Below are 16,820 nucleotides of genomic sequence, written 5' to 3' on the forward strand. Positions count from 1 at the left end.
GCGACCACCCCGTTCAGGCGTGTTCGCCCACGGCGGTCCGGACGGGCCTCCAGGGCGACGCGCCCGGATTGATTTCGCGAGGTTACGCGGGTAGGCTCTTCCGGGTGTGCGCCCTCGTGCGCGCCCGAAAAATCCGGCTCGACCAACGGTCGACCGGACTCCGTCCCCCATCGTCGTCCGCCGTCAGGCGGCAATCAGCGTGGGACGAGGAAGCCGGCGGACCGCGTCGGCCAGAGAACACGAGCAGGACCAGGAGAACAGTTGCCTACTATTCAGCAGCTCGTTCGCAAGGGTCGTTCGCCGAAGGTCACCAAGACCAAGGCGCCCGCCCTGAAGGCGAACCCCCAGCAGCGTGGTGTGTGCACCCGCGTCTACACCACCACCCCCAAGAAGCCGAACTCGGCACTGCGCAAGGTCGCTCGTGTGAAGCTCTCGAACGGTACCGAGGTGACGGCCTACATCCCCGGTGAGGGCCACAACCTCCAGGAGCACTCGATGGTGCTCGTGCGCGGCGGTCGTGTGAAGGACCTCCCCGGTGTCCGCTACAAGATCATCCGCGGCGCGCTCGACACGCAGGCCGTGAAGAACCGTAAGCAGGCGCGTAGCCGCTACGGCGCGAAGAAGGGTTGAGCCAATGCCTCGTAAGGGTCCCGCCCCCAAGCGTCCCGTCGTCGCAGACCCGGTCTACGGCGCTCCGATCGTCTCCCAGCTGGTGAACAAGATCCTGCTGGACGGCAAGAAGGGCCTCGCCGAGCGCATCGTCTACGACGCACTCGAAGGCGTTTCCGCCAAGAACCAGCAGGACGCGGTCGTCACGCTCAAGAAGGCGCTCGACAACGTCCGTCCGACCCTCGAGGTCCGCAGCCGCCGCGTCGGTGGCTCGACCTACCAGGTGCCGGTCGAGGTCAAGCCGCACCGCGCGAACACCCTCGCGCTCCGCTGGCTCACCTCGTACGCCAAGGCCCGTCGCGAGAAGACGATGACCGAGCGTCTCATGAACGAGATCCTCGACGCGTCGAACGGTCTCGGTGCCGCGGTCAAGCGCCGTGAGGACACCCACAAGATGGCCGAGTCGAACAAGGCCTTCGCCCACTACCGCTGGTAGTCCCGGCACCGTCCGGGCGCCGGTGGTCATGAACCGCTGGCGCCCCGGACGGCCGCCAACCTCTCCTACAACTCTTCCGGAGGAACCCTGTGGCACAGGACGTGCTCACCGACCTGAACAAGGTCCGCAACATCGGCATCATGGCGCACATCGATGCCGGCAAGACCACGACGACCGAGCGCATCCTGTTCTACACGGGCATCACGCACAAGATCGGTGAGGTCCACGACGGCGCCGCGACGATGGACTGGATGGCGCAGGAGCAGGAGCGCGGCATCACGATCACGTCGGCCGCGACGACCTGCTTCTGGGACAACAACCAGATCAACATCATCGACACCCCCGGTCACGTGGACTTCACGGTCGAGGTGGAGCGTTCGCTCCGCGTCCTCGACGGTGCGGTCGCCGTCTTCGACGGCAAGGAGGGCGTCGAGCCCCAGTCCGAGACCGTGTGGCGTCAGGCGGACAAGTACAACGTCCCGCGCATCTGCTTCGTCAACAAGATGGACAAGCTCGGCGCTGACTTCTACTTCACCGTCGACACGATCATCAACCGCCTCGGTGCGGAGCCGCTCGTGCTCCAGCTCCCGATCGGCGCCGAGAACGACTTCGTCGGCATCATCGACCTGATCGAGATGCACGCCAAGGTCTGGCCCGGCGACGCCAAGGGTGATGTCACCATGGGCGCCCAGTACGAGGTCCAGGAGATCCCCGCCGACCTCCAGGCCCGTGCCGAGGAGTACCGCGCCAAGCTGATCGAGCGCGTCGCCGAGACCGACGACGCCCTGCTCGAGAAGTACTTCGGTGGCGAGGAGCTGACCAAGGACGAGATCAAGGGCGCGATCCGCAAGCTCACGATCTCCTCCGAGGTCTACCCCGTCCTCTGCGGTTCGGCCTTCAAGAACCGCGGTGTGCAGCCGATGCTCGACGCGGTCATCGACTACCTCCCGTCCCCGCTCGACGTGCCGCCGATGATCGGCCACGACGTCAAGGACGAGGAGAAGGAGATCATCCGCAAGCCGGATGCCTCCGAGCCGTTCTCCGCGCTCGCGTTCAAGGTCGCGGTGCACCCGTTCTTCGGTCGCCTCACCTACGTCCGCGTGTACTCCGGCTCGATCGAGTCCGGTGCGCAGGTCATCAACTCGACCAAGGGCAAGAAGGAGCGCATCGGCAAGATCTTCCAGATGCACTCCAACAAGGAGAACCCGGTCGACAACGTGACCGCCGGCCACATCTACGCGGTCATCGGCCTCAAGGACACCACCACCGGTGACACCCTCTGCGACCCGCAGAACCAGGTCGTCCTCGAGTCGATGACGTTCCCGGAGCCGGTCATCGAGGTCGCCATCGAGCCGAACACGAAGGCCGACCAGGAGAAGCTCTCCACGGCCATCCAGAAGCTCGCCGAAGAGGACCCGACGTTCCGCGTCGAGCTCAACGCCGAGACCGGCCAGACGACGATCAAGGGCATGGGCGAGCTCCACCTCGACATCCTCGTCGACCGCATGAAGCGCGAGTTCAAGGTCGAGGCGTCCGTCGGCAAGCCGCAGGTGGCCTACCGCGAGACGCTGACCAAGGTCGTCGAGCGCTACGACTACACCCACAAGAAGCAGACCGGTGGATCCGGTCAGTTCGCGAAGGTGCAGATCGCGCTCGAGCCGATGGAGGTCACGGCCGAGAAGGTCTACGAGTTCGAGAACGCCGTCACGGGTGGCCGCGTCCCGCGCGAGTACATCCCGTCGGTCGACGCCGGTATCCAGGACGCCATGCAGGTCGGCATCCTCGCCGGGTACCCGACCGTGGGCGTGAAGGCCATCCTCAAGGACGGTGCGGCGCACGACGTCGACTCGTCCGAGATGGCGTTCAAGATCGCCGGTTCCATCGCCTACAAGGAAGCCGCTCGCAAGGCCGGCCCCGCCATCCTCGAGCCGATCATGGCCGTCGAGGTCCGTACTCCCGAGGAGTACATGGGCGACGTCATCGGTGACCTCAACTCCCGTCGTGGCCAGATCGCCTCGATGGAGGACGCTTCCGGCGTCAAGGTGGTCCGCGCGAGCGTGCCGCTGTCCGAGATGTTCGGCTACGTCGGCGACCTCCGGTCGAAGACCTCTGGTCGTGCCGTCTACTCGATGACCTTCGAGACCTACAGCCAGGTCCCGGCCAAGGTCGCCGAGGAGATCATCGCGAAGAACGCGGGGGAGTAGCGCTCCAGCGCTTCTCCACAGGCGGGGGCGCCCGGCGACGGGCCCCTCGCCACCAAGTAAAGTAAAGACACACACCGCGCACCAACGGTCCCGAGCCCATCCAGGGCCGGCCGGGGGTGTCGCTTCCGAGTCCTGAGGAGGACCCCAGTGGCCAAGGCCAAGTTCGAGCGCACCAAGCCGCACGTCAACATCGGAACCATCGGTCACGTCGACCACGGCAAGACGACGCTCACGGCGGCGATCACCAAGGTTCTGCACGACCAGTACCCGGACCTCAACGAGGCCCGTGACTTCGCGCAGATCGACAGCGCTCCCGAGGAGCGCGACCGCGGTATCACGATCAACATCTCCCACGTGGAGTACCAGACCGAGAAGCGTCACTACGCGCACGTCGACGCCCCCGGTCACGCTGACTACGTGAAGAACATGATCACGGGTGCGGCGCAGATGGACGGCGCGATCCTCGTGGTCGCCGCCACCGACGGCCCGATGCCCCAGACGCGTGAGCACGTGCTGCTCGCCCGTCAGGTCGGCGTCCCCTACATCGTCGTCGCGCTGAACAAGTCCGACATGGTGGACGACGAGGAGATCCTGGAGCTCGTCGAGCTCGAGGTCCGTGAGCTCCTCGGCTCGCAGGAGTTCGACGAGGACGCCCCCGTCGTGCAGGTCTCGGCGCTCAAGGCGCTCGAGGGCGACGAGAAGTGGGTCAAGTCCGTCCAGGACCTGATGGCCGCCGTCGACGAGAACGTCCCGGACCCGGTGCGCGCCACCGACCAGCCGTTCCTCATGCCGATCGAGGACGTCTTCACGATCACCGGTCGTGGCACCGTCGTCACCGGTCGCGTCGAGCGTGGCACGCTCGACCTCAACTCCGAGGTCGAGATCGTCGGCATCCGCCCGACGCAGAAGACCACGGTCACGGGCATCGAGATGTTCCGCAAGCTGCTCGACAAGGCCGAGGCTGGTGACAACACCGGTCTGCTCATCCGTGGCCTCAAGCGCGAGGACGTGGAGCGCGGCCAGGTCGTCGTCAAGCCCGGTTCGGTCACGCCGCACACGGACTTCAAGGCGAACGCGTACATCCTGACCAAGGACGAGGGTGGGCGTCACAACCCGTTCTACGCGAACTACCGCCCGCAGTTCTACTTCCGCACCACGGACGTCACCGGCGTCATCACGCTGCCCGAGGGCACCGAGATGGTCATGCCCGGCGACACCGTCTCCATGACCGTCGAGCTCATCCAGCCGATCGCCATGGAGCCGGGCCTCCGTTTCGCCATCCGTGAGGGTGGTCGTACGGTCGGCGCCGGTACGGTCGAGGAGATCACCAAGTAACTCCGGTTACCTGCTGAAGCGGGGTCGGGCCTTCGGGTCCGGCCCCGCTTTCGTGTCCCCCGGAGTCGTCGTTTGCTCACAGTTCGCCTGCGTTTCGCGGACAGCGGGCACGACCGGGGGCACGATGTGGGCCAAGCGGTCGGGAGGTCCGGCCATCGAGCGGCCGGTTCGCCCGGCCGGACAGGGAGGCAGCATGGCCGGCTTCGACGACATCCAGAAGAACGTGTCCGCCAAGGCGCAGGAAGTGACCGACAAGGCGAAGGCCTTCGTCGACGAGAACCGCGACAAGATCGAAGAGGCCGTCAAGAGCGACAAGGCCGAAGAGGTCTCGGACAAGATCATCCACGGCCTCGCGGACGGCATCAAGAAGGTCACCGGCGGCAAGTTCGACGAGCAGATCGACAACACCGCGCGGAACCTCGACGACAAGATCGGGAACAACGGCAGCGACCCGGCCTGAGCGCTTCGCTCCGACTGCGCCCGTCCGGCACCGAGCCGGGCGGGCGCAGTCGTGCGAGGGCGGCCCGTTGTCGCCCGCTCGGGGGTCGTCCGCGCAAAGGGGGGCACCCGTGTACCCCACACTGGGTGCAGCGGCGGTTTCCCGCAACTGGATACCGTGGAGTCGCGAGGCCGGACCGGCCCGCGTGGTGACCCGAACACCCCCGCAGCACGCACCCAGGGACCCTGCCCGCACGGTGCTGCTCCGCTGCGCTCCGCTCGGCGTCACCCGACGACGACCCGAGAGCACTCCCGATGCGTTCTGCCCTGTTCCCTGCACGCCCGCGCGCCGTCGCCATGGCGGTGGTGGTGAGTCTCCTCGCCGCGTTGCTCTCCGTGTTCGCGGTCGCCGTACCCACGAGCGCCGCTGGATCGCTGGTGTCGGTCTCCGTCAAGGCGGACGACTCGGTGCTCAACGGCGCACCGGCCGGCGTGACGATCACGGCGAAGAACACCACGGCCGCTGGCAGCGGTACTGCGCTGTACAACCTCGGCTACACCTACAAGCTCCCGGCTGGGGTCTCGTACGTCGCGGGTTCCGCAGGGACGCAGACCGGGGAACCAGTCATCACGACGCTGACCGCCGCGCAGGGCGGCGGGACGCTCCTCGTGTGGTCGAACGTCTCCGACCTGGTCGCCGGGGACCAGAAGTCGATCTCGTTCTCGGTCCAGTCCGCTGATGCGTCCTGGCCAGTCGGTACGGCCTTCACCGCCGACGCGCAGGTCGCGGCGAGCACGGACGCGCGCACCCTCCCGACCTACGGCGCCACGGGGACGCCGACGGCCGGCACCGGGATCAACGCCGCCGCCGCGACGTCGAACGCCACGACGGTGTCAGCGCTGAGCATCACGAAGGCCGAGCCGAGCCCGGAGAACGAGCTCGTCCGGGGCGTGCACGACCACCCGACCGTCTACACGCTGACGGTGAAGAACACGGCGCAGGCGCCCACCACGGGCGTCGTCGTCACGGACTACCTGCCCGCCGGACTCGAGTTCCTGCAGTGCGGCGCGATCGACAACACCACCTCGGGCGCGGAGTACACGGGTGCCCCGTCCCTCACCGCGACCACCGCGGCGAAGGCCACCGGTACCTGGGACGCCACTGCCTGCCGCACGCCGCAGAGCGTCGAGACGGTGAACACCGTCGCGGGCCAGGGCTCGTCGGTCTTCACGAAGGTCGTCTGGAACGTCGGCGACCTCGCCAAGGGTGCGACCGTCACGATCAAGTACCTGGCTGCCGTCCCGCTGCGCGAGAACACGATGTCGTTCGCCGGCCAGCCGGGCCAGCCCTCGACGAGCTCCACCGCTCCGGCCGCCGCGTCGCTGCAGCAGGCCGCCGACCTCGACAACAACAACGGCGCCTCGACCCGGCAGAACACCGCCGACACCACCTCGAACGGCCACGGCCTCACCAACCTCGTCGACGCACAGGGCACGTACACCGGCTCGGTCGGTGGCGGGGCGACCTCCGCGCAGAAGGCGAACGCCTCGCTGACGGTCGAGGCGATGGACCTCGCGGTCGCCAAGAGCGTCTCCCCGACCACGTTCGCGGCGGGCAAGCTGGCGACGTACTCGCTCCTCATCCGCACCAGCGAGTACGAGTCCTCCGCCGGCATCACGCTGACCGACACGCTGCCCGACGGCCTGTGCCCGGCGTTCCCCGCCGGGACCCCGACGACCGGCACCCTGCCGGCCGACTGCGACCCGGCGAAGAACGCCGCGCTGGACCAGCAGATGACCGGTGCCACGATCGACTCGGTCGCCTACTCCGCCGCGGACGGCAGCTTCAGGGTCACGTTCCACATCGCGGACCAAGCGACGAACGCGGCGCCGACCGTGACGTACAAGGCGCTCATGCGCCAGAGCTACTCCGTGGCGGGCAGCGCCGGGCCGACGGCCGCGGGCGACGACTTCACGAACAAGGTCGCCATCGCCGGGACCTCCACCGGTGTGCACGGCGACACCGGGACGCAGAAGGTCGTCGACGACTCGAAGGCGACGATCACCTCGAACAGCCCGCAGATCGCGAAGTCGGTCCTCCCGCGCAGCACCACCTCGCCGGTGACCAGCGCCGCTGACTGCGCCGCCTCGACCGGGACCTACTCGTCGGCGACGCCCGCCGACCCGTTCACCGTCAACGACCTCGTCTGCTTCCGCCTGCAGGTCGCGTTCCCCGCCGGCGTGCAGAGCCGCAACGCGACCGTGACGGACATGCTCCCCGTGGGCACCACGGCGTCTGCGGCCCAGTGGGTCGAGGGCACCGACTGGGCCTACGGTTCCGAGAGCACCGTCCCGGCCGCGCAGGTGAAGCTCACCGGTTCGAGCGCGTCGATGGCGTCCTTCTCCATCGGGTCCTCGGCCACCGGCGGCACGTACGTGGACGGTGACACCGCCGGTGCGACGGTCGTCCTGTACGTCGCCGCCCGGATCTCGAAGGCCGGTTCCAGCACGACGGTGCCGGACATCACCGCGAACCTCATGAAGTTCGCCCAGCAGAACACCGCCGGCTCTGTGACCAGCCTGCGGTCCTCCGCGAACTACAAGGTCGCCGGGGTCGCCTCCGCCACCCTGGCGAAGAGCATCGCGCAGACCGGCAAGGACGCCGGCAGCCTCAGCGCGAACGTGAACCCGGCGAACACGACCGAGGGGCAGGTGCTGCAGTACAAGGTCAGCGTCACGAACCCGACCGGTACGGGTGGTGCGTACCCGATCAGCAACGTCTCGGTGTGGGACGCGCTGCCCGCGGGCATCCGCTGCGCCGCGGTCGACGCTTCGGCCAGCGGCGGCACGTGCACGAACACGCCGCCGACCGGTGCGTCCTCGACGTTCTCGGGCCGCTCGTTCATCGTGTGGACCGGTGTCGGCCCGATCGTCTCCGGCGCGACGACCGACCTGCTGTACACGATGCAGGTCCCGGCCCAGTCGTTCGCCGGCACCGCGTACAAGAACTCCGCCTCGGTCGTGCGCTTCGACACGACGGCCGACACCGGCGCTGCACAGACCTGGGTTCCCACACCCGTCGCCGGGACGAGCACGCACGCCTCGGGGGCGACCGGTTCGCAGCTCGTCGCCGTCACCGCGGACGCCCAGCGCCAGGTGACGATCACGCCCGTCGTCGTCGCCAAGACCGGCGGTACCGACGGTGGTGCCACGAACCGGTCCGGTCTGAACGCCGTGCCGGGTCAGCCGCTCAAGTACACCTACTCCGTCACCGTGAAGGCCGGCACGAGCGTCGGATCCGCGTCGCTGGTGGACCCGCTGGCCAAGGTCACCGGGCTGCAGACCACGAGCGCGACCACGTGGACGCTGGGCCTGCCCGGCACCGCGAACGCGGCGACGCGCGGCATGACCGACGGGGACACGACCGTCACCTACGGCGGCCAGGACTTCACGTTCACGGGCGGTGCCACGACCAACACGAACGCCGGCGCGGGCGCGATCGTCTTCCCCGCCGTGTTCGACAACACCACCGGCACCGACCTCACCTTCTCGGTGACGGTCTCCGGGCTCGCGGTCTCCGCCGGCACCGGTGCGTACCCGAAGTCGGACGGCACGACGTTCTCCTCGGCGACGATCACGAACACCGCGACGTTCCGCAGCACCGACCCGGTCACGGGCACCTCCGTCGCCCCGACGAAGCAGGTCGCGGTCGCCGTGACGGCTCCGAACCTCGCGATCACGAAGACCGACGACCGGAACGGCGCCGTCGTGTCCGGCCAGGACGTCGTGACGTGGACGCTCACCGCGTCGAACAAGTCGACCACCACCGACGCCCGCAGCGTCCTCGTCGCCGACTGCTTCCCGTCGTCCCTGCAGTTCACGGGGTCGTCGCGGACGGAGGCGACCCTGACCCAGGCGCAACGCGATGCGCTCGGCACGTGCGGCACCGACCGCACCCTGCACGCGTGGAACGTCGGCACGCTGGCCCCCGGCGCCTCGACCACCGTCACGGTGACCGGCACCCTTGCCGACAAGGCACCCGCGGGCACCAGCTACGCGAACACCGCGAAGGTCCTCGGCTCGAGCCTCGACACCGACTACGCGACCGCCGGCGCGACCTACGTCCAGACCGCGAGCGCCGACGACACCATCACGGTGGCGTCCCCGTCCGTGTCGAAGCAGCTGACGGCGCCGACCTGGTCGAACAGCGACGGCTCGGCCGGTACCCCGGCCACGACGAACCCGGCGAACACCACCGCCCTGCCGGTCCGCCCGGGTGACGCGGCGACCTACCAGGTGACGGCGACGATCCCCGCGAACGTGGCGGTCTTCGACGCCCGGCTCACGGACGCGCTCCCCGCCGGCCTGACCGTCGACGGCACTCCGACCGTGACCTCGTCCGACAGCTCCGTCACGGCGACGGGCACCGTCGACGCGTCCAGCCGCACCGTGACCGTCTCCGTCAGCGACATCGCGACCGGCCGACCGCAGGCCGTGGTCGTGACCGTGTCGATCCCGGTCCGCCTGTCCACCGCGGCCACGGCGGGCACTGCACTGTCCAACACCGCCACCTTCGCCTGGGACAAGACCGCGAAGGGAACGGCTCCGACCGACGGCTCGGCGACCTCGAACCAGGCGAACGCCTCGGTCGTCGCTCCCTCGCTGTCGATCGGCAAGACCGCGACCGTGCTCGGGACCACCAGCACCGACCTCGACGTCGAGCCCGGCCAGTCCGTCCGCTACACCGTCACCGTGACGAACGCCAAGGGCGCATCGCCGGCGTACGGTGCCGTCGTGACCGACTGCGTGCCGGCGGGCATCGTCGTCGACGGCTCGTCGATCTCGGACGGCGGGACGCTCGGCACCACGACGTCACGGTGCGGCGGTGGCGTGATCACCTGGCCGTCGACCACCGTCGGCGGCGCCGGTGCCACCGTGCAGCACACGTACTCGGCGAAGCTCGCCGACGACGTCTCGCTGAGCGGTGCGCCGCTCACGAACGCGGTCTCGACGGGTGACTACCGCAGCCTGGCGACCGGCGGCGCGTCGTACGACGCCGTCACGGCCACCGCCACCGTGACCCCGGCGTTCCCGGACGTCGCCGTCGCGAAGTCGAACGACACCCTCGGCGGGCTGTCGTACATCGGCGTCGCCTCGGACTTCTCGGTGACGTTCACGAACACCGGAAGCGCCGCGACGAAGGTCGCCGCGAAGGACGTCCTGCCCGCGAACTGGGAGTACGTCGCCGGCAGCGCCACGCTCGTCCGTGACGGCGGAGCCGCCGCCGAGGTGGCCGACCCCACGGTGAACGGCAGCACGCTCACCTGGTCGGACCTCGGCCAGCTCGGGGCGAACGCCACGATGACCCTGCACTACCGGGCGACCCCGACCGCGGACGCGGCCACGACGCCCGGCGCCGGCACGAAGGTCGCGCACGTCAACCACGTCACCTCGACCGTCACGGACGCCTCCGGTGGCACCGCGTACGACGGCGGCGACGGCTCGTTCGTCTCCTACCCCGGCGGCGGGGACGACGCGACGGCCACGGCCCGGATCGCCGCGGCCGACCTCGCGCTGACGAAGGCGGCCACGACCGCGAAGGTCGTCGCCGGTGCCACCACCGCGAAGGCCTGGACCATCACGGTGACCAACACGGGTGACGACGCCGCCCACGGCACCACCGTCGTGGACGCGCCGACCGGCCTGCCCGCGGGCGCGACCCTGACCTTCACGGGCACCGGCTGGACCTGCACGCCGACCGCCGGCACGTGGTCCTGCGTCAACGGGGCCACGGTCGCCGCGGGCAGCGCGTTCCCCGAGCTCGACGTCGCGCTGACCCTGCCCGCGAACGCCCCGCTCACGGCGATCCGCAACACCGCCACGATCCACCAGGGCACGGGGCAGACCTTCGACCCGGAGGCCGGCAACGACAGCGACACCGCGAGCGTGACCCCGGTCGCGGTCGCCGACCTCGCGATCACGAAGACCGGCCCGTCCGAGAAGGCCCAGGCCGGCCGCACCATCTCGTGGAACCTGTCGGTGCAGAACCGGAAGGACGCTGCGGTGCAGAGCCTCTCGGACGCCCGCGGCACGGTGACCGTCACCGACACGCTGCCCGGCACCGTGACGCTCGTCAGCGCCGCCTCGACCGACACGGCGTGGACGTGCGACACGGAGGACAACACCGTGACCTGCACCCGCGACGGCCTCGCGAACGGCACCACCGCCGGCGCGATCTCGGTCACCGCGACCGTGCACTCGGACGTCACCGCCGCGCAGTCGATCGTCAACACCGCCGCGGTCGCGGTGGACACGACGAAGACGACCGACCCGACCTCGTCGAACGACGACTCGAAGGCGACCACCGCCGTGGACGACGCGACGTCGCTGACGATCGACAAGGCCTTCGGCTCGGAGTCCCTGGTCGCCGGTGACCCGGCGGACTGGACCGTCACGGTGAAGAACACCGGGACGGCGGACGCCCGCACGGTCCGCGTGACGGACACGCTCGAGTCGGGTACGCGCCTCCGGTCCGACGAGCCCGTCGACAAGGGGACCGACACCATCACCCAGACCGACGGTGCCTGGACGTGCACGGCCCCCGCGGCCGACGGCAACGACGTCACCTGCGTGCTCGACGGCACCCTCGCCGCCGGGGGGAGCGCGACGTTCACCCTCACGGTGACGACCCCGTCGTCCTTCACCGGCACCCTGGTGAACACCGCCGTGGTGACGGCCGACAACGCCGCGACCGCCCAGGACCAGGCACGCAGCGACGCCTCCCAGACGGCCGGCCTGTCGGTGACCAAGACCGCGGACGTCGAGACGGTCGACGCCGGCGAGGACGTCACGTACACGATCACGGTCGCGAACCCGAAGGGCCCGTCCGACCTGCCCGCCGGCGACGACAGCACGCCGAGCGTCCGGGTGCAGGACACCCTGCCGACCGGCGTCGAGTTCCGCAGCCTGTCGCCGGAGACCCAGCAGCACTGGACGCTCGAGGCGAACGAGGGCGGCGTCCTGACCCTGTCGAGCGCGGACGGCATCGCCGCGGGCGCCACCGACCCGAACACGATCGTCCTGACCGTGCACGTGCCGGCGTCCTTCCGGGGTTCGTCGATCGTGAACACCGCGACCGCCTCGCCGATCACGGCGTCCGGTCCGGTCGTGCAGGACGAGGCGACGGTCGACGTCACCACGCACGCCGACCTGTCGATCACGAAGCAGCGCACGAGCGCCCCGAGCGCCGACGCCGGCACGGACGTCACCTACGACGTCACCGTGACGAACGACGGCCCCTCGGATGCGCAGGACGTCACCTGGACCGACACCCCGCCCGCGGGCATGACGATCCGGAAGGTGACGACCGACGCCGCCTGGGAGACAAGCGCCGAGCAGGGCGCCGACCGGAGCACCTGGACCACGGCCACCCTGGCGAGCGGTGACACCGCCGTGTTCCACGTGACCGCGTCGATCGCGTCCGGCACCCCGGCCGGCACGCTCCGCAACACCGCGGCGGTGTCGAGTGCGACGCCCGACACGGACCCGACGAACGACACCGCCGGCGACGACGTCACGGTGACGACGCACGCGGCGCTCGGCCTGACGAAGACCCCGGTCACGGAGGTCGGGTCGACGACGGCCGCGAAGCGGGTCACCGCGGGTGCGGAGCAGGTCTGGCTCCTCCAGGTCCGCAACGAGGGACCGTCCGACGAGCAGCCCACCACGGTCGTCACCGACCGGCTGCCCGAGGGCCTGACCTTCACGGGCGCGTCGAGCGACGGCTCCGTGTGGACCTGCGACGGCACGACCGACCCGACCCTCGTCACGTGCTCGCTCCCGACGACGATCGTCGCCGGGACGGACGCCCCCGGCCTGTGGATCACCACGAAGGTCGCGTCCGGCTACACCGCCGGCACCATCGAGAACCGGGCGGTCATCACCGGGCAGGGCACCAACCCGCCGGTCGGCACGAACGACGAGCCGGTGACGAGCCCGCTCGACGTCGACGACGTGGCGAACGTGACGATCACGATCGGGCACGACGGCACCGCCGTGATCGGCAAGGACCTGCCCGAGACGATCCAGGTCCGGAACGCCGGGCTCTCCGACGCCGTGGCCGTCACCGCGACGTACACGCTGCCGAAGGGGCTGACGTACGTCTCGACCGAGGCCGACCCCGCGTGGACGGTCACCGGCGTGGTCGCGAACTCCGACGGCTCGACCACCGTGTCGTTCGCCCTGGCGGGCACGCTGGCGGCGGGTTCGCTCGCGCCGGTCATCACGGTGCACCAGACGCCGACGGCAGTCGCCTACCCGGGCGTGCAGCCGAGCGCGACCGTGGCGACGAGCACGACCGAGACGACGCTCGCCGACAACGAGGCGGCCGACGAGCTCGCCGTCGACCCCGCCTCCAGCCTGTCGGTCACGAAGACCCACACGGGTCAGGTGGTCCGTGGGAAGACCGTCGGCTACACCATCACGGTGCGCAACGACGGCCCCACCGAGGACCCGGGCCCCGTGGTCGTCACCGACCGGCTGCCGTCCGGCCTCACCCTGGTGAGCGTCAACGACGGGAAGGCCGCCACGTGCACCACCGGGCAGACCGTCACCTGCACGCTGACCGGTCCGCTCGCGGTCGACGGCCGTGTGGTGTTCCAGGTCACCGCCAAGGTGGCGGACGACGCCCCGGACCGCATCACGAACGTCGCCACGGTCGCGTCGCCCACGACCCAGGTGGTGCCGGTCTCCGGTTCCGCCAGCCCGACGGACCCGATGCGTGCCAGCGACCCGGCCCCGGTGCGCGACGCACCGAAGCCGGCGGGCGAGCTCGCCTTCACGGGTGCGGCCGGACTCGGGATCGGCGCGCTGATCGCGCTCCTCGCGATGGCAGCCGGTGGCGTCCTGCTGGTGACGCGCCGACGACGCCGCGCGTGACCACCTGACGGACGGGAGGCACGGTGTCAGCTGGCACCGTGCCTCCCGTCCGTCGCCGGGCCGGGTCACAGGCGGCAGCGAGTTGCATCGGGGACGTGACACGTCTCCGCCGCTCCGCGACCAACGGTCGCGGCTACCACCGCGTCCGCAGCGGCCGCGGGTTCTCGTACCGCGACCCGGACGGCGCCACCGTCACCGACGCCGCGGTGCGCCAGCGCCTCGAGGACCTCGTCATCCCGCCCGCGTGGGACGACGTGTGGATCTCGCCCTACGAGAACGGACACGTCCTCGCCACCGGGATCGACGGCGCCGGACGGCGGCAGTACATGTACCACCCGTCCTGGCGCGAGCGCATGGACCGGATCAAGTACGACCGAGCCCTCGCACTCGCCGAGTCCCTCCCCGTCGCCCGTCGCGGCGTGACGCAGGACCTCCGCCGCCCGGAACCGGACCGCCGACGTGCCCTGGCCGCTGCGTTCCGGATGCTCGACCAGGGATCCCTCCGCGTCGGGTCCGAGCGCTACGCCTCCGAGCACGGCAGCCGCGGGCTCTCGACGCTGCTCTGCGCGCACGCCCACGTCTCCGGGGACGACATCGAACTCGGCTTCCCCGGGAAGAGCGGGCAGGAGTGGTCGTCCTCCATCCACGACGCCGACCTCGCGACCGTGATCGCCGGCATGAAGCGCCGGGGACCGAACGCCCGGCTGCTCTCCTTCCGGGAACGTCGCGGCGCCGAGTGGGAGCCGCTCTCCGCCGAGGACATCAACGAGTACGTGAAGGAGCGCGCGGGGGACGAGTTCACCGCGAAGGACTTCCGGACGCTGCACGGCACGGTGGCCGCTGCCGTCGACCTCGCGTCGACCGGGCCGCAGTCGTCCCAGGCGAAGCGGCGGAGGGCCGTCTCGCGCGCGGTGAAGGTCGCGAGCGAGGAACTCGGGAACACCCCGACGGTGTGCCGGCAGAGCTACATCGACCCGCGACTGCTCGACGCCTACGACCACGGCGAGACCATCGACCCCGACCGCACGCACGCGGCGGAGTCGGAGGTCCGCGCACTGCTCTACCGACAGTGACCGGGAAGGGGCCGGGATGACGTACCGTTGGACCTCGTGCCCGATCACCCCCACCCGGGCACGGAAGGACCCCCACCAGTCGTGACTGACGAGTGCATCCACGGATTCCCCACCGAGCTCTGCGACATCTGCGCCCCGCGCCAGCGCGAGGCAGCGGAGAACCCCACCCCGACCCCGCGCCGTACCCGGATCACCACCTCGCTCCGGAGCGTCCCCGGCCAGGCCGCCACACCCGCGTCCTCGCTGCGGTCCCCGGTGCCCGACCTGCCCGAGGCGCGTGACTTCGCATCGCTGCGTGCCCACCACGTCACCCACGTGGACAACCTCGACGACATCGTCGGCTCCGGTGCGATCCTCGCCTCCGACGCCGTGACGCCGGTCGTCGACGTCTCCTCCGCGACCGCCCGTGCGGCGCGGGCCGAGGCCACTGCCCCGGACGGGTCCCCGATCGCCGGCCACGTGCCGTTCACGCTCTCCCCGGACGCCACGCGCTGGGACGAGCTGCGCACCGGTGCCGAGGGCGAGCGCTGGTCGGACGCCGCGCGCCGGACCCGGGCGACGGAGTACATCATGCTCGTCGTGCCCGTGTCGGCCTTCGGCGCGTCCGTGATCGTCGCCGACCAGGACGCCGAGGCCGAGGACGTGCGCTTCGCCGTCGGTCCCGAGGCCGCGACCAACCTCATCCGCCGCACGGACTTCACCGACCCGGAGATGCACGAGCTCGAGCTGCTCGCCGGGCCGAGTGTGCCGTTCTCCGCCGTCGCGGTCATCGGCGTGCCGAACGACCGCGTCCGGCAGACCGTCAAGGCGGTCCTGCAGGACCACGGCGGACACGCTCCCCGGGTGGCGGTCTTCCCGCCGTGGTTCGTCCCGCCGGTGGTCGCCGAGTAGCGTCGGCACCGACCTTCCGCACATGCCCTCCGGATCCGCTCCGGAGGGCATGTCGCGTGTCGGGGCCGACCCGTGCCTCCAGGCCGTCGATCCGCGTGGATCCGGGGAAGTGGGCCGATCCCGACACGCCCGCGAATCGCGACACGCCCGGGTTGCACGGATGCCGTGCCTATGCGAGACTTGTCCGGTTCCGAATTCCGCGTGCGTCCGCGTGCGCAGGATCACTGCTCTGGCAGTGCACAACCCCCTTGTTCAGCAGGGCTGGGTTGGGCCGCAGGCAGCAGAACACGATCGACTCCCTCGAATGCGCCCGGCCACTGCTGTGTCCGGACGTGGGGGAAGCGACATGCCCACGCTGGACGGCCCAGGTCGCCCCGCGCGGTTGACAGGAGAACAGCGGTCATCCCCAGCGGATGCGGCCGGTTGGTTCAGGAAAACAGCCAAGTCGTGCAGGAATGCACGGCGCAGGCGGCGTCAGGCGGCCCGAGGGTGCGCGGCGCAGAGAGGACAAGAGACACATGGCGGGACAGAAGATCCGCATCCGGCTCAAGTCGTACGACCACGAGGTCATCGACACGTCGGCCCGGAAGATCGTCGACACGGTGACCCGTGCCGGTGCGACCGTGGTCGGCCCGGTGCCGCTCCCCACCGAGAAGAACGTGGTCACCGTGATCCGTTCTCCCCACAAGTACAAGGACTCGCGCGAGCACTTCGAGAAGCGCACGCACAAGCGGGTCATCGACATCGTCGACCCGACGCCGAAGGCCGTCGACTCGCTCATGCGACTCGACCTGCCGGCCGACGTCAACATCGAGATCAAGCTGTAAGGGGGCTGCA

9 protein-coding genes are annotated in these 16,820 nt (G+C 70.1%); all 9 read left to right on the forward strand.

The window, feature by feature from the left end; genetic code table 11:
• The first annotated feature begins 261 nt into the window (after positions 1-261).
• Positions 262-630: a 30S ribosomal protein S12 gene (gene rpsL, locus ABIC61_RS03375; RefSeq protein WP_071292552.1), complete on the forward strand. Its 369-nt coding sequence runs from the start codon at positions 262-264 to the stop codon at positions 628-630.
• A gap of 4 nt (positions 631-634) precedes the next feature.
• Positions 635-1,105 (forward strand): 30S ribosomal protein S7, encoded by a 471-nt coding sequence (gene rpsG / locus ABIC61_RS03380; RefSeq protein WP_071299505.1) that lies wholly within the window; start codon positions 635-637, stop codon positions 1,103-1,105.
• Positions 1,106-1,194: 89 nt separating this feature from the next.
• On the forward strand, positions 1,195-3,309 hold the full coding sequence (gene fusA, locus ABIC61_RS03385; protein WP_144753346.1) for an elongation factor G: 2,115 nt from the start codon (positions 1,195-1,197) through the stop codon (positions 3,307-3,309).
• A 147-nt stretch (positions 3,310-3,456) separates the two neighbouring features.
• Positions 3,457-4,644 (forward strand): elongation factor Tu, encoded by a 1,188-nt coding sequence (tuf, locus tag ABIC61_RS03390; RefSeq protein WP_079237384.1) that lies wholly within the window; start codon positions 3,457-3,459, stop codon positions 4,642-4,644.
• A 193-nt stretch (positions 4,645-4,837) separates the two neighbouring features.
• Entirely contained in the window at positions 4,838-5,104 is a 267-nt protein-coding gene (locus ABIC61_RS03395; protein ID WP_144753343.1) for a DUF6079 domain-containing protein, read from the forward strand.
• 347 nt (positions 5,105-5,451) lie between these two features.
• Positions 5,452-14,019, forward strand: a complete 8,568-nt coding sequence (locus ABIC61_RS03400) for an isopeptide-forming domain-containing fimbrial protein (RefSeq protein WP_354028829.1) — start codon at positions 5,452-5,454, stop codon at positions 14,017-14,019.
• A 95-nt stretch (positions 14,020-14,114) separates the two neighbouring features.
• The gene (locus ABIC61_RS03405) at positions 14,115-15,092 is read left to right on the forward strand and encodes a DNA topoisomerase IB (protein ID WP_354028830.1); all 978 of its coding nucleotides are present in this window, start codon (positions 14,115-14,117) and stop codon (positions 15,090-15,092) included.
• Between the two features lie 81 nt (positions 15,093-15,173).
• Positions 15,174-15,983, forward strand: a complete 810-nt coding sequence (locus tag ABIC61_RS03410) for a DarT ssDNA thymidine ADP-ribosyltransferase family protein (protein WP_354028831.1) — start codon at positions 15,174-15,176, stop codon at positions 15,981-15,983.
• A 518-nt stretch (positions 15,984-16,501) separates the two neighbouring features.
• On the forward strand, positions 16,502-16,810 hold the full coding sequence (rpsJ, locus tag ABIC61_RS03415) for a 30S ribosomal protein S10 (protein ID WP_022903286.1): 309 nt from the start codon (positions 16,502-16,504) through the stop codon (positions 16,808-16,810).
• Positions 16,811-16,820 lie beyond the last annotated feature (10 nt).

The organism is Curtobacterium sp. 1544, from assembly GCF_040544915.1.
In the GTDB taxonomy this organism is placed as follows: domain Bacteria; phylum Actinomycetota; class Actinomycetes; order Actinomycetales; family Microbacteriaceae; genus Curtobacterium; species Curtobacterium pusillum_C.

What these genes read in the sequence shown, in the direction of transcription:
- ABIC61_RS03395 (WP_144753343.1), top strand. Translation starts at nt 4,838, where the DNA reads ATGGCCGGCTTCGACGACATCCAGAAGAACGTGTCCGCCAAGGCGCAG.
- rpsG (WP_071299505.1), top strand. Translation starts at nt 635, where the DNA reads ATGCCTCGTAAGGGTCCCGCCCCCAAGCGTCCCGTCGTCGCAGACCCG.
- rpsJ (WP_022903286.1), top strand. Translation starts at nt 16,502, where the DNA reads ATGGCGGGACAGAAGATCCGCATCCGGCTCAAGTCGTACGACCACGAG.